This is a genomic window from Vreelandella halophytica (assembly GCF_968193635.1).
Genome location: NZ_OZ309107.1, coordinates 2687179 through 2711731, shown reverse-complemented (window position 1 = coordinate 2711731; position 24553 = coordinate 2687179). Strand labels below are relative to the sequence as shown.

24 protein-coding genes are annotated in these 24553 nt (G+C 61.9%); 18 read left to right on the top strand and 6 right to left on the bottom strand.

All coding sequences use genetic code 11. The annotated features are described in order from the left end of the window. Positions 1 to 26: 26 nt before the first annotated feature. The 5 genes from ACWHXT_RS12560 to ACWHXT_RS12540 are packed head-to-tail and all read left to right on the top strand — an operon-like array spanning position 27 to position 6529. Positions 27 to 776 carry a DUF4040 domain-containing protein gene (locus ACWHXT_RS12560; protein ID WP_447956088.1) on the top strand — a complete coding sequence of 250 codons (750 nt, stop codon included), beginning with the start codon at positions 27 to 29 and terminating at the stop codon, positions 774 to 776. After that, positions 773 to 2263, top strand: a complete 1491-nt coding sequence (locus ACWHXT_RS12555; protein ID WP_447956087.1) for a complex I subunit 5 family protein — start codon at positions 773 to 775, stop codon at positions 2261 to 2263. The genes ACWHXT_RS12560 and ACWHXT_RS12555 overlap by 4 nt, the downstream gene beginning before the upstream one ends. Further along, on the top strand, positions 2260 to 3765 hold the full coding sequence (locus tag ACWHXT_RS12550) for a proton-conducting transporter transmembrane domain-containing protein (protein ID WP_447956086.1): 1506 nt from the start codon (positions 2260 to 2262) through the stop codon (positions 3763 to 3765). The genes ACWHXT_RS12555 and ACWHXT_RS12550 overlap by 4 nt, the downstream gene beginning before the upstream one ends. Continuing rightward, positions 3762 to 5531, top strand: coding sequence for a proton-conducting transporter transmembrane domain-containing protein (locus ACWHXT_RS12545; protein WP_447956085.1), 1770 nt, complete (start codon positions 3762 to 3764; stop codon positions 5529 to 5531). Before ACWHXT_RS12550 ends, ACWHXT_RS12545 begins: the two co-directional genes overlap by 4 nt. After that, the gene (locus ACWHXT_RS12540) at positions 5528 to 6529 is read left to right on the top strand and encodes a YihY/virulence factor BrkB family protein (protein ID WP_447956084.1); all 1002 of its coding nucleotides are present in this window, start codon (positions 5528 to 5530) and stop codon (positions 6527 to 6529) included. The genes ACWHXT_RS12545 and ACWHXT_RS12540 overlap by 4 nt, the downstream gene beginning before the upstream one ends. A 123-nt stretch (positions 6530 to 6652) precedes the next feature. Here the strand turns inward: ACWHXT_RS12540 and ACWHXT_RS12535 are convergent, their stop codons facing one another. Both ACWHXT_RS12535 and ACWHXT_RS12530 read right to left on the bottom strand, forming a co-directional pair. After that, positions 6653 to 8062, bottom strand: a complete 1410-nt coding sequence (locus ACWHXT_RS12535) for a PhoH family protein (RefSeq protein ID WP_447956083.1) — start codon at positions 8060 to 8062, stop codon at positions 6653 to 6655. A 174-nt stretch (positions 8063 to 8236) separates the two neighbouring features. After that, positions 8237 to 9106, bottom strand: a complete 870-nt coding sequence (locus ACWHXT_RS12530) for a LysR family transcriptional regulator (protein WP_447529484.1) — start codon at positions 9104 to 9106, stop codon at positions 8237 to 8239. 105 nt (positions 9107 to 9211) lie between these two features. Between ACWHXT_RS12530 and ACWHXT_RS12525 the strand changes: the two genes are divergently transcribed. Continuing rightward, a complete protein-coding gene (locus ACWHXT_RS12525; protein WP_447956082.1) occupies positions 9212 to 10075 on the top strand; it encodes a cation diffusion facilitator family transporter in 864 nt (287 codons plus the stop codon). 87 nt (positions 10076 to 10162) lie between these two features. Next, complete coding sequence (locus ACWHXT_RS12520) at positions 10163 to 10432, top strand: hypothetical protein (RefSeq protein WP_447529482.1); 270 nt, start codon at positions 10163 to 10165, stop codon at positions 10430 to 10432. Positions 10433 to 10492: 60 nt separating this feature from the next. Here the strand turns inward: ACWHXT_RS12520 and ACWHXT_RS12515 are convergent, their stop codons facing one another. Continuing rightward, positions 10493 to 10678: a DUF3008 family protein gene (locus ACWHXT_RS12515; RefSeq protein ID WP_447529481.1), complete on the bottom strand. Its 186-nt coding sequence runs from the start codon at positions 10676 to 10678 to the stop codon at positions 10493 to 10495. Between the two features lie 138 nt (positions 10679 to 10816). Here ACWHXT_RS12515 and ybaK point away from each other — a divergent pair, with 138 nt between their 5' ends. From ybaK to ACWHXT_RS12485, 6 genes are all read left to right on the top strand, one after another. Continuing rightward, positions 10817 to 11284 carry a Cys-tRNA(Pro) deacylase gene (gene ybaK, locus ACWHXT_RS12510; protein WP_447956081.1) on the top strand — a complete coding sequence of 156 codons (468 nt, stop codon included), beginning with the start codon at positions 10817 to 10819 and terminating at the stop codon, positions 11282 to 11284. Positions 11285 to 11389: 105 nt separating this feature from the next. Then, a complete protein-coding gene (dbpA, locus tag ACWHXT_RS12505) occupies positions 11390 to 12781 on the top strand; it encodes an ATP-dependent RNA helicase DbpA (protein ID WP_447893928.1) in 1392 nt (463 codons plus the stop codon). 69 nt (positions 12782 to 12850) lie between these two features. Beyond that, entirely contained in the window at positions 12851 to 13723 is an 873-nt protein-coding gene (locus ACWHXT_RS12500) for a PA4780 family RIO1-like protein kinase (protein ID WP_447926618.1), read from the top strand. Positions 13724 to 13833: 110 nt separating this feature from the next. Beyond that, entirely contained in the window at positions 13834 to 14850 is a 1017-nt protein-coding gene (locus ACWHXT_RS12495) for an AbrB family transcriptional regulator (RefSeq protein WP_447956080.1), read from the top strand. Between the two features lie 85 nt (positions 14851 to 14935). Continuing rightward, positions 14936 to 16882 carry an ABC transporter ATP-binding protein gene (locus ACWHXT_RS12490; RefSeq protein WP_447956079.1) on the top strand — a complete coding sequence of 649 codons (1947 nt, stop codon included), beginning with the start codon at positions 14936 to 14938 and terminating at the stop codon, positions 16880 to 16882. Further along, positions 16869 to 17876: a zinc-dependent alcohol dehydrogenase family protein gene (locus ACWHXT_RS12485; protein ID WP_447956078.1), complete on the top strand. Its 1008-nt coding sequence runs from the start codon at positions 16869 to 16871 to the stop codon at positions 17874 to 17876. Before ACWHXT_RS12490 ends, ACWHXT_RS12485 begins: the two co-directional genes overlap by 14 nt. A 110-nt stretch (positions 17877 to 17986) precedes the next feature. On the opposite strand, the gene ACWHXT_RS12480 is transcribed toward ACWHXT_RS12485, so the two are convergent. Then, positions 17987 to 18271: a hypothetical protein gene (locus ACWHXT_RS12480; protein ID WP_447529474.1), complete on the bottom strand. Its 285-nt coding sequence runs from the start codon at positions 18269 to 18271 to the stop codon at positions 17987 to 17989. A 204-nt stretch (positions 18272 to 18475) separates the two neighbouring features. On the opposite strand from ACWHXT_RS12480, the gene ACWHXT_RS12475 reads away from it, so the two are divergent. Continuing rightward, positions 18476 to 19624 carry a hypothetical protein gene (locus tag ACWHXT_RS12475; RefSeq protein WP_447956077.1) on the top strand — a complete coding sequence of 383 codons (1149 nt, stop codon included), beginning with the start codon at positions 18476 to 18478 and terminating at the stop codon, positions 19622 to 19624. Between the two features lie 44 nt (positions 19625 to 19668). Then, complete coding sequence (locus ACWHXT_RS12470; protein WP_447956076.1) at positions 19669 to 20520, top strand: mechanosensitive ion channel family protein; 852 nt, start codon at positions 19669 to 19671, stop codon at positions 20518 to 20520. A 7-nt stretch (positions 20521 to 20527) separates the two neighbouring features. On the opposite strand, the gene ACWHXT_RS12465 is transcribed toward ACWHXT_RS12470, so the two are convergent. After that, positions 20528 to 21259: a YebC/PmpR family DNA-binding transcriptional regulator gene (locus ACWHXT_RS12465; RefSeq protein ID WP_447926612.1), complete on the bottom strand. Its 732-nt coding sequence runs from the start codon at positions 21257 to 21259 to the stop codon at positions 20528 to 20530. A gap of 244 nt (positions 21260 to 21503) precedes the next feature. Here ACWHXT_RS12465 and ACWHXT_RS12460 point away from each other — a divergent pair, with 244 nt between their 5' ends. Both ACWHXT_RS12460 and ACWHXT_RS12455 read left to right on the top strand, forming a co-directional pair. After that, positions 21504 to 22121 (top strand): LysE family translocator, encoded by a 618-nt coding sequence (locus ACWHXT_RS12460; protein WP_447956075.1) that lies wholly within the window; start codon positions 21504 to 21506, stop codon positions 22119 to 22121. Between the two features lie 87 nt (positions 22122 to 22208). After that, complete coding sequence (locus ACWHXT_RS12455) at positions 22209 to 22703, top strand: glutathione peroxidase (protein ID WP_447926610.1); 495 nt, start codon at positions 22209 to 22211, stop codon at positions 22701 to 22703. Between the two features lie 10 nt (positions 22704 to 22713). On the opposite strand, the gene ACWHXT_RS12450 is transcribed toward ACWHXT_RS12455, so the two are convergent. Beyond that, on the bottom strand, positions 22714 to 23097 hold the full coding sequence (locus ACWHXT_RS12450) for a DUF7079 family protein (protein ID WP_447896176.1): 384 nt from the start codon (positions 23095 to 23097) through the stop codon (positions 22714 to 22716). Between the two features lie 178 nt (positions 23098 to 23275). On the opposite strand from ACWHXT_RS12450, the gene fabV reads away from it, so the two are divergent. After that, complete coding sequence (gene fabV / locus ACWHXT_RS12445; protein WP_447926609.1) at positions 23276 to 24481, top strand: enoyl-ACP reductase FabV; 1206 nt, start codon at positions 23276 to 23278, stop codon at positions 24479 to 24481. Positions 24482 to 24553: the final 72 nt, after the last annotated feature.

The following is a 24553-nucleotide window of genomic DNA, read 5'->3' as shown; positions in this document are numbered from 1 at the left end:
AAGCCGAGGGGTACCCGCAAAGGCCTATGCTAGCGTCTATCGACCTTTTGGAAATGGGCCTGGCTCTTTGCCTTGGCCTTTCCGCCTTTGTCTGCCTGTTCGACCGCCACGTGGCGCGGGCAACCTGCGCCTTTGTCGTGTTTGCCCTGCTCATGGTGCTCGTTTGGGGGTGGTTGGGCGCGCCCTGGCTCGCCCTGGTGGAGTTCGTGCTGGGCGTACTACTAACCGGCGCTACCCTGTTTTACGCCCTCGGCGCCTTTGGCTATCACCCTCGCTATTTTTCCTTTCACGAACTCACCGGTAGCGATTTATGGCCACGCTTTGGCTTTTTTCGCCGCGTATCCTCGTCAAGCCGCCACATCGATACCTTTCGTGGCCCGGTCAGCCACCGCCTGGCCCGGGCGGTGCTGACCGTGGCCTGGTGTTTCATGGTCGGGGCGGTGCTTCGTCTTGTCATGCCCGGCATGGCCTACGCGCCTTCGGAGCATCCGCTGATGCTGGTGGCGGTGCTGATCGTGGGCACGGCGATGGGCGCCTTCGCCCTGCATCGGCATCGCCTGCGCCGGCTGATTGCCTTCAATGTACTGGGCTCCAGCGTTTTTTTATTGATGACCGGGCTTGCCGGTACCGTTGAAGGCGCCCAGGCGCTGGTCGGCGTGGCGCTGATGATCGCCTGGCTCGGTTCGCTTTTGGGGGCGCTGGTGATTCGACAGCTACGCGCCCACGAAGGTGAAGCGGACCAGGAAGACCTGCAACACCCGGAGCGCGCGCAATGAGCTGGCGCTTCGGTCTACTGGAAAGTACCTTTACACCGCTGCCACTTAGCCACTGGGCGCTTTTGTGCGTGCTGTTACTGCCGCTACTGGCGGGGCTTTTAGCAGCGGTTTTTCCGCCCAGGCGGGTGGGTGCGCTGCTCGTCGTCAGCCTTGTCGTGTTGGGCGCCGGGGTGGCGCTAATGGTGGATGCCCAGGCGGCGGGCACTTTGCGCTGGCAGGCCGAGGTGGCGGGGGTGAATCTGTCGCTTCGCTTGAACGGGCTGGGCGCGCTTTTGCTGTTGCTCACTCAGTGCGTCGGCGCGGCGGCGGCGCTCTACGCGCCGGGCTATTTGCGCCTGACCGAGGCGGGCCCGAATCAGCGCTGGCTCTGGCCGCTCATGGGGGCCGAGATCAGTGCGCTGTCGCTTTTATGGTTCGCCTCGGATCTGTTGACGCTCTATTTCGCCCTGGAGGTCGTGGGCCTGTCGGCCGTGGCCATGCTGCTGTTATCGAACAAGGCCGCCGCCCTGGAAGCGGGGATGCGCTATTTACTGCTCACCCTGGTGGGGTCGCTTACTTATCTGATGGGGGTGGCGCTCATTCTGGGGGAGTGGGGCCAGCTCGAACTGATGAAGCTGGCCGAGGTGGTCGAGCCCGGTGCGGTCGCTTGGGTGGCGGCGTCGCTTCTAGGCGCCGGGCTTGCTCTGAAAGCCGCGCTTTTTCCGTTGCACGGCTGGTTGAGCCCGGTGCACGAGAACGCCTGGACGCCGGTCAGCGCGCTGCACGCGGGGCTGGTCATCAAGGCATCGCTTTATATCCTGATTCTGCTCTGGAGCATTTTGCTGCCCGATACCTTCTGGGCACCGCGCTTCATCGCCTGGCTTGGGGCGCTGGCGATCGTCTGGGGCGGGTTGATCGCCTGGCGGGCGGACTCGCTGAAAACCCTGGTGGCCTCGTCCACGGTGGCCCAGCTTGGGTATCTGATGGTCGCCTTTCCCCTGCTGCTTGGCCCGGATGTCGCGCCGATTCCCCAGGCGCTTGCCTGGCAGGGCTTCTGGCTGCAGCTGATCGGCCACGCCCTGGCCAAGGCGGCGATGTTTCTGGCCGCGGGCAATTTGATACTGGCGACCGGCGAGAGCTCGCTCAAAGGACTTTCGGGGACCAGCCGGCATCTGCCGCTGTCGCTGTTGGTCTTTGGGATCGCCTCGATCACGCTGATGGGGCTGCCCCCGAGTGCCGGGTTTACCGCCAAGTGGCTGCTGCTCCACGCCATGGTGTTGTCAGGGCAGTGGGTGGCCGTGGCGGCACTATTGGCCGGCACACTGCTGACCGCGGCCTACGTGTTTCGCGTGTTTCGCTACTCCTTCGATGAAACCGCCCCGCATCATCGCTACCAGCCCCTGGCGCCGGGCATGGACGCCATCGCCCTGGCGCTTGCCTTGGCCGCGCTTGCTTTAGGGCTGTTGGCGCATCTGCCGCTTTCGCTATTACACGGGGGTGGCGTATGAATATGGACTGGTTACCGCTGGCGGCTTTGCTGGTGTCGCTGTTTGCCGCCACAGCGATCTTTGCGCTGCCGGAAGAAGCGCGCGCCGTGCGCACCGTGATCAACCTGAGCGCGGCGGCCTGTAAAGTAGCGCTGGTAACGCTGATGGTGGGGCGGGTGTCGGCCGGGTACGAGGATACCTTCAGTTTTCAGATCATCGGCGGTATCGATTTCGTGCTGCGGGCCGACGCCCTGGGCGTGATGTTCGCCGGGCTCTCCTCGGTTCTGTGGCTCTGCACCACCATTTACGCGATCGGCTACCTGGAAGGGGCGGCCAACCGTAAGCGCTTTTTCGGCTTTTTCAGCCTCTGCGTGACCAGCACCCTGGGCGTGGCGCTGGCGGGAAATCTGTTCACCTTTTTGATTTTCTACGAAATGCTCACGCTTTCGACCTACCCCCTGGTGGCCCACGCGGGCAGTGCCAAGGCGCTGGCGGCGGGGCGGGTGTATCTGCGCTATACGCTCAGCGCCGGGGTCGTGCTGCTTTTGGGCGTGGTGTTGCTCTATAGCCTGACCGGCGATCAATCCTTCGCCTCCGAGCGTGGCCTTACGCGTTATCTTGACGACCACCGCGTGCTTTTGACCGTGATCTTCGCGCTGCTGGTCGGGGGGCTTTCGGTCAAAGCGGCGATCGTGCCGCTGCATGGTTGGCTGCCCCGGGCGATGGTGGCCCCGGCGCCGGTCAGCGCGCTGCTCCACGCCGTGGCCGTGGTCAAAGCCGGGGCGTTCGGCATTTTGCGTATCATCTACGATCTTTACGGCATCGAGCTAAGCGTCGAACTCGGCGTGACCACGGTGCTGGCGGTACTGGCCTCGTTTACGATCATCTACGGCTCGCTGCGCGCGATTACCCAAAAAGAGCTCAAGCCCAGGCTTGCGTTTTCCACCATCAGCCAGGTGTCCTACGTGGTGTTAGGGGTGTGTTTGGTCGGGCCCTTCGGCACGATCGGGGCGCTGGCGCATCTGCTTCACCAGGGGTTGATGAAGGTGACGCTGTTTTTCTGCGCGGGTATCTACGCCGAGGAGCTCGGTATTCACCGTATCGATGAAATGAACGGCGCCGGCAAGCGCATGCCGCTGACCAGTATCGCGTTTACCGTGGGCGCGCTTGGCATGATGGGGCTACCGCCGACCGCCGGGTTCATCACCAAGTGGTACTTAGGGATTGGCGCGATCGAGGCCCAGATGTACTGGGTCGTGGCGGTGCTGGTAGCCAGCAGTGTGCTCAACGCGATTTACTTTTTACCCGTCGTGTACCGGCTCTGGTTTTGTGAGGGCCCCGCTCACGGGGTGGGCGAGTGGCCCCAGGAGCAGCGCCTGGGGCGGCTGGAAACCCATGGCTGGCTGTTGTGGCCGGCGGTGTTTACCGCGGTGGTGAGCCTGGGCGCCGGGCTTTTGGCAGGGCTGCCGTTTAGTCCGCTGGACTGGGCGACCCGGGTCGCGGTCGGGGAGTATCTGCCATGACGGCGCTCTTTCTACTCGCGCTTGGCTGGCCCATGGCCGTGGCGGCGGGCGTTATCTGGCAGGCGCTGCGCGTGCCTGCAGCGAAGCGCGGCTTTTTTAACGTTTGGTGGCTAAGTGCTGGCTGGCCTGCGCTGGCGCTTGCGTTTGTCGGCGAAGCCCAGTGGAGCTGGTCGGCCTGGATGCTGGGCGGCCACTGGGAGCTCAACGCGCTGAGCCGCGCCTGGCTTGGGTTTACCGCGCTTTTATGGAGCCTGGCGGCGCTGCACGCCCGCGGCTATTTCAAGAGCTCCTTGGTGCGGGCCCGCGAGGGCGAGGCGGCAGAGGGCACTCGGCTGTTACGTTTTACGCTTTTCTGGCCGCTGACGTTTTTGGGCAATGCGTTCTTGATCCTTTCCCAGGATATCGCAAGCTTTTACCTCGGCTTTGCACTGATGACCTTTGCGGCTTACCCGTTGGTACTGCACAACCAGGATGCGAGCGCCAAACGTGGAGCGAGCGCCTATATCCTGTTGGCGGTACTCGGCGAGGGGCTGATTTTGGCAGGGCTTCTGTGGGCCGCGGGGGAGTCCCAGGCGACCACGCTTGCCGGGGTGCGCGAAGGGATTCTCGATGCGCCCCAGGGGGCGTGGATGGCGCTTTTGCTGTGGCTGGGGTTTGGCGTCAAGGCGGGGGTTGTGGGGCTTCACGTATGGCTGCCGCTGGCCCATCCGGCGGCCCCGGCCCCGGCGAGCGCGGTGCTTAGCGGGGCCATGATCAAGGCCGGTCTTTTGGGCTGGCTAGTGCTTTTACCGCTGGGCGCCGAAGGCCTTTCCGCCGAGCTCGAAACCCTTGGCGAGGTGATGCTCGTCGCCGGCTTTGCCGCGGCTTTTGGGGCGGCGCTTTACGGCGTGGGCCAGCACCATCCCAAGGCAGTGCTGGCCTACTCGAGCATCAGCCAAATGGGCATGATGACGGCGCTGGTGGCCATGGGCCTGGTCAACGCCGCGCTTTGGCCGCTGTTACTGCCAGGTATCGTGCTATTTGCCGGTCACCACGCGCTGGCCAAGGGGGCGCTCTTTCTGGGTACCAGCATCAGCGAACACTTGCCGCGACGTCCCCCGGTGATTTTATGGCTGGCGCTGGCGTTGCCCGGGCTTTCGCTCACCGGCGCCTTTGGCGCGGGCATCATCAGCAAGTACAGCGTCAAGCACGCACTAGAGGAGATGCACCATAGCCAGGTGATCATGCTGCTGACGCTGGCGGCGGTGGGCACCACGGCGCTGGTGAGCGTCTGCTTTTGGCGCCAGTGGCAGCAGCGCGGCGAAGGCGGCAGTGACGCCTTCCAACTGGGCGGCTGGGCGCTGGCGATTGCCGGGGCGCTTTGTGTGCCCTGGTGGCTGCCGCTGCCCGAGGGCAGTGTACACGTACCGGGGCTCTCTTCGCTTTGGTCGCTGGCCTGGCCGTTACCCGCTGGCGTGCTGGCCGTGGTGGCGGGGTACTGGCTTGCCCGAGTGCTTGGCTTTAAGCCGCTACCGCCCGGGGATTTGTGGTGGGTGTACCGCCCGATTGCCTTGAAAAGCGTGGCCTTTTGTAAGGGCGTGAGTAATAAGATGAAACGGGCGAAGCACGCCAGCGTCGAACGCGCGCTCGCTTTGGAGGCGCGCGTTATGACACAGTTGGTTGAAACCCTGCAAGGCGAGGGATGGATGCGTCGGCACGGCAGCGGCTTGATGATGGCCTTTGCCGTGCTATTGGCACTTTTACTGATTTGGGAGGGCCTGGGATGAGCCGATCACACCAAAAAAGCACGTCCCGGGGCCGGCGCGCCCGCGCCCCCGAGGATATTCCGAAGGCAGGGTTGATCGATGTCGGCTGGCGGGTGATACGTGCCGCCCGGCGTAACCGGCTGACCATGCTGGCGGCGGGGGCGGCCTTCTACGCTTTACTGGCGTTTTTCCCCACCATCGCGGCGGTGATTTCACTGTGGGGGTTGTTGTTCGACCCGCTCGAAGCGGCCCAGCAGCTTTACGAAATTAGCCGGTTCATGCCGCCGGACGCGGCGGGGCTTATGGATCAACAGGCCGAGCAGGTGATCGAGAGCACCGAAATGGGGAACTTCATGGCGGCGATGATTGGGCTGGCGGTCGCCATGTTCATCGCCTCCAAAGGGGTTGCGGTGCTGGTGGTGGGGCTCAACGTGGTGTACGGCGAGAGTGAAAAACGCCCTTTTTTGCACCGCACGGTGCTGCTGACCATGCTGACCTTTGGGCTGATCGTCATGACCCTGGTGTCGCTTGCGTTCATTGCGCTGGTGCCCATGGCGGTGGATTCGCTCACTATCGAATCCCCCGTGGACCGGGTCTTGAAGTGGCTGCGCTGGCCGGCGCTGCTCATTTTGATGAGTGTCCTGATCGCGCTGCTTTACCGCTTTGCCCCCTACCGGCGTAAACCCCGCTGGGAGTGGATCAACTACGGTACGCTGCTGGCGACCGCCGCCTGGCTGGTTGGCTCCGCGGCGCTTTCGCTCTACGTGCGTAACTTCAGCGCTTTCAGCGAGCTTTACGGCTCTTTGGGCGCGGTGGTGGCGCTGATGATGTGGTTTTGGTTGTCGGCCTTTACCGTCCTGTTTGGCGCCGAGCTCAACTGCGAGCTCGAGCGCCAAACCCTGAGTGATACGACGGTGGGCCAGCCGCGCCCGTTGGGCGAGCGCGAAGCCTTCGCGGCGGATACGGTGGGGGTGACCAACCCGATGGGGGAGGACCGGAAAAACCAGGATAGCAAGTAGACGCCCGTCACCGGATAGCCATAGCGCCGCCTGTTAGGCGGCGCTTTTGTAGGTGAGGTTTAAGAGATTTATCCAGTTAGCGTGGCGGGCCTTTTATAAAGGCTCTTCTTATAAATGCTCTTTTTATAAAAGTTCTTCGGCGGCCAGCGCCAGGCGCGAGCGCTCGACGCATTTCAAGGTAATGTGCCCGGCGTGGGGCCAGTCGCGAAAGCGCTCGACCACGGCGGCCATGCCGCAGGTGTTGGCGGAGAGGTAGGGCGTGTCGATCTGACCGACGTTACCGAGGCAGACGATCTTGGTATTACGCCCGGCGCGCGTAACCAAAGACTTGAGCTGTTTAGGGGTGAAGTTTTGCGCCTCGTCGATGATCAGGAAGGTGTCGTTCAGGGTGCGCCCGCGCATGAAGCCCGGCGAGCGAATCTGGACCCGGGAGCCGATCAGTTGGCGGGTGGCGCCGTTGTCCCAGCTCGACTCGCCGTCGTCGTTACGCAGAAGGTTGTCCATGTTGTCGTGAAACGCCCCCATCCAGGGCGACATTTTCTCCTCCTCGGTGCCGGGTAGAAAGCCGATATCCTCGCCCATGGGGATCGGCGCGCGGGTGAACACGATGCGCTCGAAGCGCTTGGCGTCCAGGGTTTGCTGAAACGCGGCGGCCAGCGTCATGTAGGTCTTGCCGGTACCGGCGCTTCCGGCGATGGTGACCAGGTCGATTTCCGGGTCCATCAACAGGTTCAGGGTGAAGTTCTGGCGGCTATCGTGGGCGTGTACACCCCACACGCCGGCGTGGTGGCGGTAGTTGGTCAGAAGCTGGAGTGTGGCGCTTTTGGGCCCCAGCTCGCGTACGACCGCCTCGAACTCGGCGCCGTTTTCGCTATCCGAGACCAGCATGCCGGTGTGCCACTCGACGGGCATCTCGCCCTTGAGGTGGTAAAAGGTGTGGTGGCCCGCGCGTTCGACATGGACCTCGACATTGAGCGTCTCCCAAAGCGAAGTACCTTCAAGCCCCGCGTGATCGACGATGCTGGCGCCTTCGATCATGGCGTCGCTGTCCGAGAAGGCGCGGTCGTTGTGGTAATCCTCCACCGGCACCTTGAGCGCGGCGGCCTTGATGCGCAGGTTGATATCCTTGGTGATCAGGATGACCGAAGCGTCCGGACGTTCGTCGCGCAGCCGGCAGGTTTCGGCCAGAATGCGGTTGTCGGCGGTGTCGCTGACTTCGTTTAAAAGCTTGAGATCGTTGTAGCAGAGAAAGTGTAAGCAGCCGCTTTGGCCGCTAATACGCGGGATGGGAACGCCGTTTTGAACTTCCCGGAACGTGACCTGGCTTGTGAGCTCCGAGAGTGTACGGCTGACCTGGCGGGCGGTGCGGGCGATATCACGGATGCCGTTTTTGTGCTTATCGAGCTCCTCGAGAACGGTCATGGGAATGACCACGTCGTGCTCATCGAAATGGTAAAGGGCGGCGGGGTCGTGGATCAGGACATTGGTATCGAGAACATAGAGGCGTTTGGCTTTCTTATCGAGTTTGACCATCGGGGAAGTCGCTCCTGAGTTGACGGCAACATCGACACTGGCAGGGCTTGTTTACGCATCAATGACACTGCCCGTGTTGAGTCTTTCGAGTGTCATTAATCTCCTCTGTGGCTTTTTTATAGAGTGGAAGGCACCGCCACTTTTCGCCACTCCCGCGTTTCAACGAAACCGGCGTTAAGCTTCGATGGCCAAGAATTGCGCCACTTTGTTAAGCAACACCGTAGCCACCGGCCCCTGGTGCTCACCTTCGAGCGTGCGGTAGTGGTAGCTCTCCAGCGCAAGCTCGTGGGGCAGGCGGTTGAGCGTACCGGCGCTTAACGCCTCGCTCACCAGCAGCGAGGGCAGCAGTGCCCAGCCGGTGCCCTGAATCACGGCGTCGCGAATCAGCTCGAACATGGTCAGGCTCAAGTAGTTGGCGGAAAAAAGCGCTTCGCTGACCAGCTTGTCATCCTGAACGTGGCTCAAACAGATCTGGGTGTACTGGGCCAGGTCATCGCGGCGAACGCTTGGCAAGCGGCTTAGCGGGTGGTGCGGGGCGGCGACCAGGCGCATGTCCACCGGCGCCAGGCTCTGCGCATTTAAAACTACGCTTGGCGCGGCGTAGAGCCCAAAGGCGATATCCACGGTTTGGCGGGCGATCAGCGCGTGGTGGGCCTGGGGCGGGGCCAGGTAAACAGAAATGGCGGTGAGCGGGTAGCGCGCCTTGATGTCGTGCATCACGTTTTGCCAAAAGGTTTCGGGTAGGGCGTCGTCTCGGGCGATACAGAGCTGACTTTCAACGCCCAGGCGTTGCTGCTGGCAATATTTGTTGATCCGCCCGGCGCTGGTCATCAAGCGGTAGCAGTCGGGCAGAATGCTTTCCCCCATGGGCGACAGCGTAAGGCTATTGCCGGAGCGCTCGAAAAGCGCCACGCCCAGGTGGTCTTCCAGCGCGCTCACCATGGCGCTAAGCGTGCTGCGTTTCATACCCGTATGGCGGGCGGCGCCGGCAAACGAGCGCTGCTCGGTGACCTCGATAAACGCCTGGATCTGTTCGATTCGCATGGATGCCCCGTCGAGTGCCAAATAGATTGGCGCTGAGCGATTGGTAAGTGCTGTTCGTGGCGCCTATTATGGCGCACCTTTCACCCCTTATTGGATGGTTTTCGCGTGTCTTCCTCAACGCTCGAGCGCCGTGCGCTCAGATTTTCGGCGCTCTCTGCTTCGCTCTTCGCGTTTGCCGGGCTCTTTATCGGCTTGGCCTCCGGCTCCATCACCATTTTATTCGACAGCGGCTACTCGCTACTCAGCCTGGTGCTGGCCTCGCTTTCGCTGGTGGCGCTGGGTCATGCTCAAAAGCCCGCGGATGAGCGCTACCCCTTTGGCCGGCTGACCGTGGAACCGCTGGCGGTGCTGCTCAAGGGCGTGGTGATTGCGCTGGTATGCCTGTTCTCGCTGGTCTCGGCGCTTTGGAGCCTTTACCGGGGCGGGCGTATGGTCACCCTGGATTTGGCGCTGCTGTTTGGCCTGGCCAACGTGGCGGGGTGTCTTTTTACCTGGTGGCGGCTTGGCCGCTACGCCCGGGGGCGGCATTCTTCGTTGATGGCCGCGGAGCTCAAGCAGTGGCAGATGGACACCTGGCTAAGCGGCGCGGTGCTGATCGGGTTCATGCTCACCTTTGGGCTCACCTACACCCCCTGGGCAAGTTATGCCCGCTTTGCCGACCCGGTGATGGTGCTGGTGATCGTCGCCTACTTCATGCCCATGCCGGTGAAGATGGTGCGCGGCGCGCTCAAGGAGCTGATGTTCGGCGAGCCCGGCGGTGGTATGCGCCAGGAGCTTGTGCGCCATGTCGCGGATTTCGACGTGGCAGAGCGTGACGTACGCCTGGCGCGGGTCGGTAATTTTCTCATGGTCGACATTCAGCTTGAAAAAGCGCAGATCGACGACGCCGAGGCAATCGTCGAAAGCGTGACCCGCCACTGCCATTACCGCCAGCTGCGCCCGGTCACCAGTATCACGCTGGTGACTTAAGCGGTACTAAAACGATTGACGCTTTTCGAGCGCGGTGGTATCTAGCCCTACCGGTAATTACATCGGAATTTAGAGGGTTTCAATGACATGCTACTTTGCCGCTTTCTACCCGCGCTGCTGGCTACCCTGTTGGTAGCGGGCTGCGCCAGCTCCACCGTCGCGCCCCGCTATACGTCGAGCAACCCGGATATCATGCGCGTGGGCGGCGAGCGCCCCTCCAACCCCGACCCGCGCACCGAAGACCTGGGCTCTTATTGCCTGGAAAGCACCGAGCGCTGGAACGAGCAGGGCCGCACCCCGGATGGCCAGACCCTGTGGGCCAAGGACACGCTGCGCAAGGTCGTGCCCTGCCAGTAGGCTCTGGGCTTGTCGAAAAGCGGCGCCCGGCACTTCAATGCCGGGCGCCGCTTTTTGGGTTTAATCGCGCTTTTTTTCGGGTTTGCCTTTACGTTGGGTGCTGGCGAAGTCTTCGAGCTCCTCTTCGCTCATCGAGTCGTACATCTCTTTGGACGAACCCACAAGCTCACCTGGTTTCGTTTCACCGCGCTTGGCCGAAAGGGCCGCGCCCGCCGCTTTTTGCTGCGCTTTCGATTTTGCCGGCATGCCAAGCTCCTTTGGAGTGGAGGGTATTAGTGTGCCTTCGTGATAACGCTTTGCTAAAGTTTAGCAGCGCTTTATCGCCCCGCCAGATGAAGGTGCTAAACGCCAAAACGGTTACTACTGAAACGATACGAGAGTCCCATGACGCCAGCGATCAACACCGCCAAAAAAGCGGGCATCGATTTCGACATCCATGAGTACAGCCACGAAAGCGGGGTGGCCTCCTACGGGCTGGAAGCCGCGGAAAAGCTGGGGGTCGATCCGGCGCAGGTGTTCAAAACCCTGGTGGTGGAGCTCGATGGCAAGACCCTGGCGGTGGCGGTGGTGCCGGTCACCCATCAGCTGGGGTTGAAGCAGGTGGCCAAGGCGGCCGGGGCCAAGAAAGCGGCCATGGCAAGCCCGGAGGCGGTGGAGCGCGCGACCGGCTACGTGCTGGGTGGGGTGAGTCCGTTGGGTCAGAAAAAACGCCTGGCGAGCTTTATCGACGACTCCGCCCAGCGCTTTTCGCGTATCTACGTCAGCGCCGGGCGGCGCGGGCTCGAAATCGCCCTGGCGCCGGAGACGCTTGCCAGGCTTTGTCAGGCGCGCTTTGCGGTGCTCGGCGTATAGCGCGAGGGCAAACGAGGCCGCTTTCTGGTATGGTGCCCGTTAAGCGTATTACCGGCGCCGCCTTGCCCATGAGCAAGGCGCTTTCGCCCATTTCAGGAATTTTTCGTGGCCGATACTTCTTTTGCCTCTCTGGCACTGCCCCCCGCTCTTATCGATAACCTGGCGTCTCTGGCGTACCACGAGATGACGCCGATTCAGGCGCAAAGCTTGCCGCCTATGCTCGAGGGTCGCGATGTGCTCGGCCAGGCCAAAACCGGCTCGGGTAAAACCGCCGCGTTCGGCCTGGCGCTGCTCGCCCAATTGCGGCTCGAACGCTCACACATTCAAAGCCTGGTGCTTTGCCCCACCCGCGAGCTTGCCGACCAGGTGGCCGAGGCGATTCGCGGGCTTGCCCGCACGCTTGCCAACGTCAAGGTGCTCACGCTTTGCGGCGGCGCCCCGTTTGGCCCGCAGCTTGCCTCCCTCGAGCACGGCGCGCACATCGTGGTGGGCACGCCCGGACGCATCGAAGAGCACCTGCGCAAGGGCTCGCTAAGCCTGGATGGGCTGTCCACGCTGGTGCTGGACGAAGCCGATCGTATGCTCGATATGGGCTTTCGTCCGTCGATCGATGCGATCATTCGCGCCACACCTGCCGATCGGCAGACACTTTTGTTCAGCGCAACCTTCCCGGATGAGCACGCCGGCGGTGAGCTTGCCGAGATGACCCGCGGGGTGCTGCGCGATCACGTCAGTGTGGCGGTCACCGAGACCCACGACGACACTACCATCGAGCAGCACTTTTTTGCCGTTAACGGCGAACGAGCGCGCATGAAAGGGCTGGTGGATCTGCTGCTTCACTACCGGCCGACCACCAGCGTGGTGTTTTGCAACACCAAGCGCGAAACCGATCAGGTCGCCGAGGAGCTAAGCGACGCGGGCTTTAGCGCCGTGGCGCTGCACGGTGATCTTGAGCAGAAAGACCGCGACCGGATTTTGGTGATGTTCGCCAACCAGAGCGTGTCGATTCTGGTGGCCACCGACGTCGCCGCGCGCGGGCTCGACATCGCCAAGCTCGACGCCGTGTTCAACTACCAGATTGCCCGCGAGCAGGGCGTGCATGTCCACCGGGTTGGGCGCACCGGCCGCGCCGGAGAGAGCGGCATTGCCGCCACCCTGGTCGCCCCGGAAGAGCACTACCGCCTCGAGCGCCTCGGTGAGTACCTAAGCGAGGTGTTCACGTTAGAGGCCCTGCCCAAACCCCGCCAGCAAACCCCTTTCGAGCCCGCCATGGCGACGCTTCAGCTAAACGGTGGCAAGAAGGACAAGCTGCGCCCCGGCGATATTCTCGGCGCGCTGACCGGCGAAGGGGGACTGCGGGGGGACCAGGTCGGCAAGATCAAGGTACAGGCACGCAGTGCTTTCGTGGCGGTCGACCGCGAGGTGGTCAATAAAGCGCTTGGCAAGCTCGAGCGCGATAAACTCAAGGGCCGCGCCTTTCGCGTACGCCGCCTTTAGCATGAACATATTGAACGCTCACGTATTCACCACGCACGCATCCGCCATCAGGAGTGACCGCCGCACGTTATGAAGATACCCAAACGATTACAGCCTCTGGTCGACGACGGCCTCGTGGAAGAGGTGCTGATGCAGTTGATGAGCGGCAAGGAAGCGCAGGTGTATGTCGTTCGATCCAGCGGTGAAAAACGCTGTGCCAAGGTCTTCAAGGAGGCCAAGCAGCGTAGCTTCAAGCAGGCCGTTCAGTACCAGGAAGGGCGCAAGGAGCGTAACAGCCGCCGGGCGCGGGCCATGGCCAAAAAGACCAAATACGGCCAGAAAGAGCAGGAGCAGGCCTGGCTCTCCGCCGAGGTCGATGCGCTTTACCGGCTTGCAGGCGCCGGTGTACGCGTTCCCCAACCCTACGGTTTCGTCGATGGCGTGCTGTTGATGGAAATGATCACCGATGCCAACGGTGATGTGGCCCCGCGGCTGGGCGATGTAGCACTGAGTGAAGAGCAGGCGATTGCCTATCACGCCAAGGTGATCAACGACGTGGTGCTGATGCTGTGCGCCGGTCTCGTTCACGGCGATTTATCCGAGTTCAACGTGCTGGTCGATGGCGAAGGCCCGGTGATCATCGACTTGCCCCAGGCGGTGGACGCGGCGGGCAACAACAGCGCCGCCGCCATGCTCGAGCGCGATGTGAACAACATGCGCGCCTATTTCGGCCGCTACGCCCCGTCGCTTTTAGAGACCCACTACGCTAAAGAGATGTGGGCGCTTTATGAGGCCGGCAAGCTGACCCCGGATAGCCAACTGACCGGCCACTTCGAGTTCGATACCCACCTGGCTGACGTAGGCGAGCTTATGGACGTCATCGACGACGCCAAAGAGGAGGAGGCCGAACGCCAGGCACGCCTTCGCGACGACGATGGGGACGACGACGGCTACCCGTACTGACCTTACGCCACTAACCTTACTTCGCCGCCAAAATGCTAAGCTGCAGCATTGTTTAGCGGGTTAACAAAGGGCGCGGTAGCGCTTGGGGTGGCGAAGTGAAAGGGATGACGATGAGCAGGCGCACGGCACGCGCGTTGGGGATATCGCTGGGTGCCGGGGTGGTGGGCGGTGTGCTTTTTCAGCTCACCGGCCTTCCGCTTGCGTGGATGCTGGGGCCGCTGACCGCGAACCTGCTGCTCTCGTCCCGGGGCGTTCACGTGGCGGTACCCGAGGGGCTTCGCAACGTGTTTTTGGCGGTGATGGGGCTGGTGCTGGGCAGCCAGGTCACGCCGCAATTGGCCCACCGCGTGGGGGATTGGCCGGTCTCGGCGGTACTTTTGTTACTGGGGGTGGCGGCTTCCACGGCGGTCGCGGCGCGCTGGTACCGCCGCTGCGGGTTCGATTCGACCAGCGCCTGGTTCAGCGCCGCCCCCGGGGCCATGACCGCGATGATTCTGCTCGGCGACAAGGCCGGCGGCGACCCGCAGCGCATTGCGCTCGCCCAGTCGCTGCGGGTCATTTTAGTGATTCTATTTCTGCCGCCGCTGTTTTGGGTCTCCAGCGGCAGCGGCGAAAGCCTGGGCGGCGTCGATGCTGCGCTGACCGACGGCTGGATGCTGCTTTTGATCCCGCTTTTGCTGCCACTGGGGCGCTGGCTGCGCCTGCCAAGCGCAGCGCTGCTGGCGCCGCTTTTGGCCGCCGCGGTGCTCTCGGGGTTCGATATCGCAAGTCTTACGCTTCCCGAGTGGGGCATGAATGTGATGCTTTGGGTGCTGGGTAGCGCGATCGGCTCGCGCTTCAAGGGCCTGACCGGGCGTACGTTCGGGCGTTATCTGTGGCAATCCGGCGTGGCGACGCTGGCGGCGTTAGCCGTGCTGGCCGTCTTCGCTGAACTGATTCATCAGTTGTTGGGCGTAGGGCGCGACGTGGCGTTTCTGGCGCTGGCGCCGGGCGGCATAGGTGAAATCGCCATTCTCGCCGTGGCGCTGGATATCGACCCGGTGTTCGTTGCCTTTCATCATCTTTTACGCATGATCACGCTGATGGTCGTGGCGCCTTTCTGGGCGCGTTTTTTAATGCGCCGCTAATAAAGCCGTGCCAGGACCTACGCTCGGTACTTTTAAATCCTGGGCTTTAAGGGCTATCCATAAGGGCTATCCATAAGGACTTTTCATGCTCGCTCGCACGCTGAAATCGCTTTTTCACACCTTTGAAAGCCGTGTGAACCCGTACCCGGAAGGCGCGCTCGAGACGCCGCCGAAGGGGCTTTTGCCGTTTATCTGGCACTTCTCAAAACCGATCTGGCCGCTGCTTTTGGTGATGTCGCTGGTCACCGGCGCGGTCTCCGCCGCCGAGGTGTTCTTTTTCAGCTACATGGGCGAGCTGGTGGACTGGCTGGGTAATGTCGAGCGCGCCGGGTTCTGGCAGGAAAACGGCCTGTGGCTTGCCGGGGTGGGCCTGGTGGTCATCCTGGGACTGCCGCTTTTGGTGCTCTTGCAGTCCTTGATTACCCACCAAAGCATCTTCGGCAATTACCCGATGATCGGCCGCTGGCTTTCGCATCGTCATATGCTCAGCCAAAGCCTGGCGTTCTACCAGGACGAGTTCGCCGGGCGCGTCTCGCAAAAGGTGATGCAGACCGCACTGGCTATTCGCGAGACCGTCACCAAGGTGATGGACCTGATGGTCTACGCGCTGGTCTATTTCACCGGTGCGGCTTTCTTGTTGGGCCGCGCCGACCCCTGGCTTTTGCTGCCGCTGGGGCTTTGGCTGCTGGGGTATCTGGGCATCATGCGCTACTTCGTGCCGCGCCTTCGCGATGTCTCCATGGCGCAGGCCGATGCCCGCGCCGAGATGACCGGGCGCGTGGTCGACAGCTACAGCAACATTCAAACCATCAAGCTCTTTGCCGATACCGTGCGCGAGCAGCGCTACGCCAAGGACGCCATGGAGGGGTTTCTAACCACGGTGCATCGCCAGATGCGCCTGGTGACGGTGATGAGCGTGTGCTTGACGCTTTTAAACACGATGTTGCTGGTGGGCATTGCCGGTATGGCGATCAGCGCCTGGTATCTGGAGGCGATCTCGCTCGGGGTGCTGGCCATCGCCATCGCGCTGGTGATGCGCATTCGCTTCATGTCCGACTGGATACTCTGGGAAGTCGCCGGGCTTTTCGAGAACATCGGCACCGTGCAGGACGGCATGAACACCATCGCCCAGGCGCCGAGCATCAATGACGCCCCAGACGCTTCGCCGCTCGAGGTGCCCCGCGGCGAGATCGTATTCGATGCGCTCACCTTCCACTACGCCCAGGCCCAGGGCGAGCACAAGACCGTGTTCGACGGCTTCGATCTGACCATCAAACCCGGCGAGAAGATCGGCCTGATCGGGCGCTCCGGGGCCGGCAAGTCCACGCTTGCCAACCTGCTGCTGCGTTTTTACGACCTGCAGGGCGGGCGCATTCGTATCGATGGCCAAAATATCGACGAGGTCACCCAGACCTCGCTTCGCCACCAGATCGGCATGGTGACCCAGGACACCTCGCTTTTGCACCGCTCGCTCAGAGACAACATTCGCTACGGCAGCCCCGAGGCCAGCGACGACGACGTGTGGCGCGCGGTTTGCCGCGCCCACGCGGATACCTTCATCGATGACCTGGTCGACCCTTCCGGTCGGCGCGGCCTGGATGCCCACGTCGGCGAGCGCGGCGTAAAGCTCTCCGGCGGCCAGCGCCAACGTATCGCCATTGCCCGGGTGCTTCTAAAAAACGCACCGATTCTGGTGCTCGACGAGGCGACCTCGGCGCTGGATTCCGAGGTCGAGGCGGCGATCCAGGAGCAGCTCGACGCGCTGATGGAAGGCAAGACCGTGATCGCGATCGCCCACCGGCTCTCCACCATTGCCATGCTGGACCGGCTCATCGTGGTCGACCAGGGCCAGCTGGTGGAAAGCGGCACCCATCAGGAGTTGCTCGATAAAGGCGGTATCTACGCAAGGCTCTGGCAGCGCCAGTCCGGCGGGTTCCTGGCCCAGGAGTTGGACGAGGGCCTTGATCTGAACCAGGATGCCCCCACCTCATTCCCATACACGGATCAAGGAGGTCGTCATGAAAACGATTAAGCTACAGGCACCGGGCGGTTTGGATAAGCTCTTGGCCGTTGATGGGGCGCCCGCGAAAGCGCCTCAATCCGGGGAAATCAAGGTGCGCCTGCACGCAAGCTCGCTCAACTTCCACGACTACGCGGTGGCTGCGGGCATGATCCCGACCGACGACGGGCGCATTCCGATGTCCGACGGCGCCGGTGTGGTAGAAGCCGTGGGCGAAGGCGTCGAGGAATTCGCCGTGGGTGATCGGGTGGTCTCCACTTTCTTCCCGACCTGGCTCGAAGGCCCGGCGCGGGTCGATAACTTCGCCACTACCCCAGGCGATGGCGTCGATGGCTACGCGCGGGAAGAAGTGACCGGCCCGGCCAGTGGCTTTACCCACCAACCCGAAGGCTACAGCCACGCGGAAGCTGCCACGCTCACCACGGCAGGCCTGACCGCTTGGCGGGCGCTGGTAGTGGACGGCAACATCAAGGCTGGCGACACCGTGCTGGTGCTGGGTACCGGCGGCGTCTCCATCTTCGCGCTGCAGTTTGCCAAGATGATGGGCGCGCGGGTCATTGCGACGTCCTCCTCCAACGAGAAGCTCGAACGCCTGCGGGAAATGGGCGCCGAGCACACCATCAACTATAAAGAGACGCCGGAGTGGGGCAAGGAAGTCCAGGCGCTGACCAACGGTGAAGGCGTGGACCATATCGTCGAAGTCGGCGGGCCGGCGACGCTGCCCCAGTCCATCGAGGCGATCAAGATTGGCGGTCACATGGCGCTGATCGGCATTCTGACCGGGCGTGAAGGCGATATTCCCACCGCCAAGCTGATGGCCAAGCAGGCCACGCTCAAGGGCTTGATCGTGGGCAACCGCCGCGATCAGATCGAGATGATTCGCGCCATCGATACCGCGGGCATGCGCCCGGTGATCGATCGCGAGTTCGGTCTTGAAGAGATCGCCGAGGCGTTTCGCCATCAGGAATCCGGTAAGCACTTCGGCAAAATCTGCCTGACGTTCTAACGCCGCCGGATACGGGCTAACGCCCGCTTTAAAACGATAAATCCCTGCACGCCGTTCAAGGCGTGCAGGGATTATTTTTGGCAAGGCCCGCCAGGCGGGCGGATGCCGGGTCAGGCGCTGTGCGCGGTCGGCTCGGTGGTACGGCTATACACCACGCCCTTGACCTCGAGCTCCATAATGTCCTCGTAGGGATGCACCACGCCTTCGATATCGCCAGGGTCCCCGGCGGTATTATTGATCAGCGCTTCGGGAATCACTTTTACGCCTTTGATACCCGCGTGCTGGATCCGCGCGCTAAAGCGGCTGCCCTGGTGGTCGATCAGCACCCGCTCGCCCGCAATACACTTGGTGAGCTTATCGTGAAGCTCTCTTTGATTAACCGGAACAACGCTCATTGCGACCTCCCGTTTAGCACTGCCCCCAGCGCCCGCCTCGTCGCATGAGGCTTGCGGCTCGAATCCGGGGTAATGGCTGCGTTGGTGAGCTTTTACGTTACGTCCAAGCTAAGACCGTTGCGCCCTGGTTAAGTTCGATAAGCACCGCTTTAGCGCTTTTGCCGTGCTACTCTTTACGGTCGATACAGTCACTTGAGACGTTATATGGCGAAGCGTTCGGAAAATGCTGCTCACCCGCTGGGCGAGGTCGTCCAACTCGAAGCGTTTTCCACCCCGGAGAAAACCCAGCACTCGAGACGCCAGCGCTACCTTCGCGCCGCCAAAACCTGGCTGACCGGCAAGCGCGCCGCCGAGCGTCAGGCGATCGAGGAAGAAAAGCTTCGTAAACTCCCGGAAGTGCGCCTGGCGCATTTGGTGCCGCCCATCGATTGGTCCCGGGCCGCCCGCGCGCTGGACGCCGTCATTACCGCCGAGTATGCCAGCGAACCGGTCATTTTTTTCATTACCCCGCCTTTTGGTGGCCACGGCGACGTGGCCGCGCACTGGGCGCGGCTGCACGCTATAGATACCTGTGAGGCGCCGAGCATCGAGGCGCTACTCGACGGCGATAGCAGCTGGATGGCGCAGTTCGACGGCAAATCCCGCTGGGTGCTCCCTGCTTTACAGCACTGTTTTTTGCGCACAAGCCAAGGCATACAGGGCGTGCGCGCGTTTCTGGAAAGTGCTCTGGCCGGACAGCTCGGGCGGGGCGTGATCGGTTGCGATAGCTGGAGCTACGCCTATTTAAAACACGTGGTGGGGCTCGATAGCGTACCGGCGCTAACGCTTCAGGCCGTGGAGGGTGAGCAGTTGGCCGAGTACTTTTTGGGCGAGGGCCAAAACGCGCTGACGGTCTACAGTACGCGCACCGGCAAGCCGGTTTCCAACCAACGGCGCGACAAGCGAAGTGCCAAAAGCAAAAGCGAGCTACAGTACCTGGCGGCCTACTGCCGGGGCCACCTGGGCGTGGCGTGGTACTACTGGCGCGAGCGACTGCGCGAGCCTGTTTCAAGCACCAGCGACGATAACGAACTTTGGCTGATCGACGCCCTCGACGAGGCCGAACTGACCAACGATACCGGCGACGTAGCGATTCTGGTCCTTCATGCGCTTTTGATTCATGGCGGCTTGAACGACGCGGCACTTGCCGCGGTACTGCCGTTCTCCTACCACGAAACCCTCAACGCTCGGCTCACGCTCACGCGCCTGAAGGTGCTGGGCGAGCAGCAGGGGCGCTGGCAGGTGGCCCCCTTGAGCTATGCAAGCGTGCGCGAACTGCTGGTATCGCGAAATTATCTGGTGGATGCGCTATAGCGTACACGCAGGTGAGTGTTTAGGAGAGATTCCAGGAGAGACCCATGGAAGAGCGCAAACAGTACGCCAGGTTATTCAACGATATCGATACCCCCGCGATCCTCACCGTACTGGCGATTTTGCTGGCCACGGTGCTGTTGATCGTTTTAAGCCAGCGCGGGCTCAACTGGCTGGCGAACCGGCTTCACGGCCAACTGCGTTTTCGCGTCTTCGCGCTGGTCCCGCTAACCAGGCTGTTGATTTTGATCGCGGCCATCGTTTTGATCGTGCCGATCGTCATCGACCCTTCGCTTCGCAACATGGTGACGCTTTTCGGCGCCATAGGCCTGGCGGTGGGGTTTGCGCTCAAGGACTACGTGAGCAGCCTGATCGCCGGGGTGGTGTCGGCGGTAGAGCTTCCCTATCGGCCCGGAGACTGGGTGCAGATCGAGGATACCTACGGCGAGGTCAAGCATGTGGGGATGCGCACGGTGCATATCCAGACGCCGGACGACGATCTGGTCTCCATGCCGCACCTCAAACTGTGGGAGACGCCGGTCTATAACGCCAATAACGGTGGGCCGACGCTTCAGTGCGTAGCGAGTTTTTATCTCTACGTGGAGGAGCAGGCCGGCTGGGTGCGCCAGGCGCTGAAGGACGTGGCGCTGACCAGCGCCTACCTCAAGTTCGAAGCACCCATCACCATCGTGGCCGAGGAGAAGCCCTGGGGAACCCACTACCGCATTCGCGCCTACCCGGTCGACCCGCGCCAGCAGTTTCTGTTCATCACCGACCTTACCGTTCGCGGCAAAAAAGTGCTGAGTAAGGCCGGCGTCCAATCAGCGCTGCTGCCGCCGGATACTGCGCTGGATTCCAGCGGCGAAGTGACGGGAGCGCCGAGCAAGCCGCGCGGCTAAGCGCGCTTTAGGCGTCCTGCTCGGGTAGCTCCGCGCTGTGAAAGACGTTCTGCACGTCGTCCAGGTCGTTGAGCATATCCAGAAACTTCTCGAACATCACCGCATCGTCGCCTTCTAATGGGGTGGTGGTCTGGGGCAAAAACTGGATCTCGTCCGCTTCGAAATCGATCTCGCCAAAGGCGTCGAGCAGCGCCTGCTTGGCCTTGGCGTATTCGGTGTGCGGGGCGAAGACGGTAATGTGCGCCTCTTCCTGCTCGATATCGGTGACATCCACATCGGCTTCCATCAGCGCTTCCAGCACCGCTTCCTCGTCCTGGCCCTGAAAGGCGAAGATCGCGCAGTGATCGAACATGTGGCTGACGCTTCCGGGCGTGCCGATCTTGCTCTTGGTTTTGGTGAAGCAGCCGCGCACGTCGCCGAAGGTGCGGTTGGCGTTATCGGTCAAGCACTCCACGATCACCATGGCGTTGCCGGGGCCGAAGCCTTCGTAGCGGGAGGTGGAAAAATCCTCGCCACCGGCGCCGTTGGCTTTGTCCAGCGCCTTGTCGATGACGTGCGAGGGCACCTGGTCTTTCTTGGCGCGCTCCATCAACCCCCGCAGGGCGAGGTTGCTGTTCGGGTCGGTGCCGCCGGATTTGGCGACGACATAAATTTCGCGCCCGTACTTGCTGTATACCTTGGTCTTCGCCGCGGCCGTTTTGGCCATTGACTCTTTACGGTTTTGAAACGCCCTACCCATGTTAACGTCCTTTCGTCGCCTAAAGCCGCCTGAACGTCAGGCGCTATGTTCGTCCGAGCTATGTCCATAAACAAGATTCATCAGAGCACTGTTCATCAGAATACTGTTCATCAGAACGAGGTTCATCAGAGCACTGTTTATCAAAAGGGAAAAATTTTACCCAACAGGGTACCATGCTAAAAGCGTTATTTAAGGGCAAGCGTGACGTGGGTCGGCGCTCGACGACAATTCTTCGGAAAAAAAGATGCAGCTATCCTTATGGCTTTCGCTGGCGGCGATATGCGTGATGGGGGCGATGTCACCTGGGCCGAGCCTGGCGCTCGTGCTACGTCATACGCTGGGCGGCGGGCGTATCAGAGGCGTCACCGCGGCGCTCACCCACGCGTTGGGCGTGGGCTTTTACGCGCTGCTCACGGTGCTGGGCCTGGGTGCGCTGATCGCAAGCCACCCCCAGGTGTTTCAGTGGATCACCTGGCTTGGGGCGGCCTACCTTGCCTGGCTTGGCATCAAAGCGCTGCGGGCGGGCAGCGCCGGGGTGCTGTCGCCGGCGCTGGCGGCCACGACCCAGCGCCAGGCGGTCAAAGAGGCGCTGTTGGTGGCGCTTTGTAATCCCAAGCTCATTTTGTTTTTCGTCGCGCTGCTCAGCCAGTTCGTCACCCTGCAGATGGGCTTTGACGCCAAGGCGATCGTCGTGATCACGGCGATGGTGATAGACGGCGGCTGGTACTTGCTGGTGGCGCTAGGGCTTTCCCACTCTTCGATACTGCCCTGGCTTCAGCGCTACTCGCACTGGGTCAATCGCGTCACCGGTATCTTTTTGATCGCCCTGGCGCTTCGCGTGGTGGCCGGGCCGCTGGTCTAAGCGGAAGGGGGCCGTGTTCTGGCTTACATGGTCTTCCCGCCTCGATCATGATACACAGTGATTCAGATATATAAGCAGGGGCTTGTGATGACGATTTTCGAGCAGGACTGTTACACCCATCAGGGCCAACCCTTCAACCTGCGCGCGCTGCAAGGACAGGTGCTTTTGGTGGTCAACGTCGCCAGTCAGTGCGGCTTTACTCCGCAGTTAAAAGAGCTCGAAGCGCTCTACCAGCGCTACCGCGACCGCGGCTTTACCGTGCTTGGCTTCCCCTGCAACCAGTTCGGCCGCCAATCGCCGGAAGGTGCGGAGGCGTTTTGCCGCTTGGGCGAGGAGCGCTTCGGCGTGCACTTTCCGCTGATGGAGAAGGTCAAGGTGAACGGCCCGGACGCACACCCGCTGTTCGTTCAGCTAAAAGGGCAGGCGCCGGGGCTTTTGGGTACCCGGATGATCAAGTGGAACTTCACCAAGTTTCTGGTCGACCGCGACGGCCAGGTGGTGGCCCGGTTCGGGCCCAAGGAGCACGGCTACCCGCTGCGCCGGGCGCTCGAAGCGGCGCTGGATAAAAGCCCCACCGCTTAGCGAGGGCGGGCTACACCTGGCCGCGCGCGACCATCAAACGGTTCATCAGTGCTGCCCAGCGGTGGCGCACCATCATCGTGGTCAAGCCCGAGAATAGCGCCCAGCTCTTGCGCCGCCAGCCAGTCAAACGCAGGTTGTGCGACACCAGCTGCTGCATCAGCTTGCGATCGTCGAACTGACGCCACTCGCTGGCGATGGAGAGCTGGTGGCGCGCCATCACCGGGGCAAGCTCCAGGCGAAACATCCACTCGAGCTCCTTGAACGACATCGTGTGCGCCTCGATGACCTCGACCATGTTCGCGTAATCGCGCTCGCCGGGCTCGCGGTCGAGCCATAACGGGGCAAGCGCTAGCCACAAATCGCCGCGCTCATCCACTAACTGCTGTGCATTCATCAAGCGTTCATCACTCTTTTTTAGCCGCCTTATCGGGGGTGTCGCATTCATTGCGTATCCTGACGCTAATGGACGCGAAGCTCAAGGGCGGACAGCGCCGGTCGAGACGGATAGAATAGGCGCTAACGCGGCGGCGCTGCCCGCTGATGAACGCCCATTTTCGATAAGGAGATCCTTCGTGATTATCAAACCCAAAGTACGCGGTTTTATCTGTACGACGACCCATCCCAAGGGCTGCGAGCAGAACGTGCTCGAGCAGATCGAAGCGACCAAAGCGCGCGGTTTGGATAAAAGCAAAGGCCCCAAAAAGGTTCTGGTGATCGGTGCCTCCAGTGGCTACGGCCTGGCGGCGCGCGTGACCGCCGCCTTCGGCTATGGCGCCGATACGCTGGGCGTGTTCTTCGAAAAACCGGGCAGTGAAAAGAAACCCGGCACCGCCGGCTGGTACAACAGTGCCGCCTTCGACAAGTTCGCCAAGCAGGAAGGCCTTTATAGCAAGGCGATCAACGGCGACGCTTTCTCTCACGAGGCTCGCGAAAAAGCCATCGAACTGATCAAGCAGGACCTGGGCGAGGTGGATCTGGTGGTTTACTCGCTGGCATCCCCGGTGCGCAAAATGCCCGATACCGGCGAGCTCAAGCGCTCGAGTTTGAAACCGATTGGTGAGACCTACCGCGCAACGGCCATCGATACCAATAAAGACGCCATCATCGAAGCAGAAGTCGAGCCCGCCACCCAGGCCGAGATTGACGACACCATCACCGTGATGGGCGGCGAAGACTGGGAACTTTGGATGAACGCCCTTAATGAAGCCGGCGTGCTCGCCAAGGGCGCCAAAAGCGTAGCGTTTAGCTACATCGGTACCGAGATCACCTGGCCGATCTACTGGCACGGCGCGCTTGGCAAGGCCAAGGAAGATTTGGACCGCGCCGCCACCGCCATCGACGACACGCTAAGCCAAAGCGGCGGCGGGGCGAACGTGGCAGTGCTCAAGTCCGTGGTCACCCAGGCCAGCGCGGCGATCCCGGTCATGCCGCTCTACATCGCCATGGTCTATCGCATCATGAAAGAGCAGGGCCTGCACGAAGGTACCATCGACCAGTTGAACCGCCTGTTTGGCGAGCGCCTCTATGCCGATTCCTCTGTCGACAAAGGGCTCGACGACATGGGTCGTTTCCGGCTCGACGACTGGGAGCTTCGCGACGATGTTCAAAAAGCCTGCCAGGATCTCTGGCCGGAAGTCACCAGCGATAACCTTTTCGAAATTACCGACTATGCTGGTTACAAGCATGACTTTTTGAAATTGTTTGGCTTTGAGCGCACCGACGTCGATTACGACGCCGACGTTAACCCGGAGGTCGAGTTCGACGTCGTATCGCTTTGACCGTAAGCCCCGGCGGTTAACGAAAGGCGGGCGCCCTTTATCGAAAAGAGGGTGAGGCAAGGGGCGCCCGCC